The 484-nt window shown below is 49.8% G+C and carries 1 protein-coding gene and 1 pseudogene; one reads left to right on the forward strand and one right to left on the reverse strand.

Annotation, left to right across the window (positions count from 1 at the left end; genetic code table 11):
* A partial coding sequence (locus MUW49_RS21250; protein ID WP_244813200.1) for a helix-turn-helix domain-containing protein occupies positions 1–315 on the reverse strand: 315 nt, incomplete at its 3' end.
* Between the two features lie 57 nt (positions 316–372).
* Between MUW49_RS21250 and MUW49_RS21255 the strand changes: the two are divergent.
* Positions 373–484: pseudogene (locus MUW49_RS21255) on the forward strand (IS200/IS605 family transposase); the annotation flags it as partial.

The raw sequence follows: 484 nt of genomic DNA on the forward strand, positions 1-484 counted from the left end.
GAATACGGGTGCCTTGGCGGCGAGTTTCTTATCAAAGCAGCGCATCCACGCGCCATGCAAATCCTTGAGCTTCTGCTGGAGGTTGTCGGTATATGCCTCGGCCAGAAAGGCCATTTCTGGGTCTTTCTTCCAACTGGTGAGCATCCGGTTCAGCTCAAAGGCAGAAGGCAGTTTTTCGCCAGCATCCAGAATGCGTTTGGTTTCTGCCAGCCCGTGATTCCAGACATAACGAGCACAACCGCCCAACTGGCGCAGGCGTTGCGCTTGTTGTTCGGTCGGTTCGAGTCGGAATTTGTAGGCTTTCAGAATTTGCATTTAGCGCTCAGTGTGTAGCATTGTTGCCATATCTATTAAGCCCGATTGAGTGACAGAATGCAATTCACTAAAATTAATAAATCACGCCATGCGGCCTACGCTTTGCACGTACATTTGGTGTTTATCACCAAGTATCGAAAGCCGATATTGGGGGATCTGCATCACGCTT

Source organism: Aeromonas sp. LsrichE-8G, assembly GCF_022869435.1.
In the GTDB taxonomy this organism is placed as follows: Bacteria; Pseudomonadota; Gammaproteobacteria; order Enterobacterales; family Aeromonadaceae; genus Aeromonas; species Aeromonas caviae.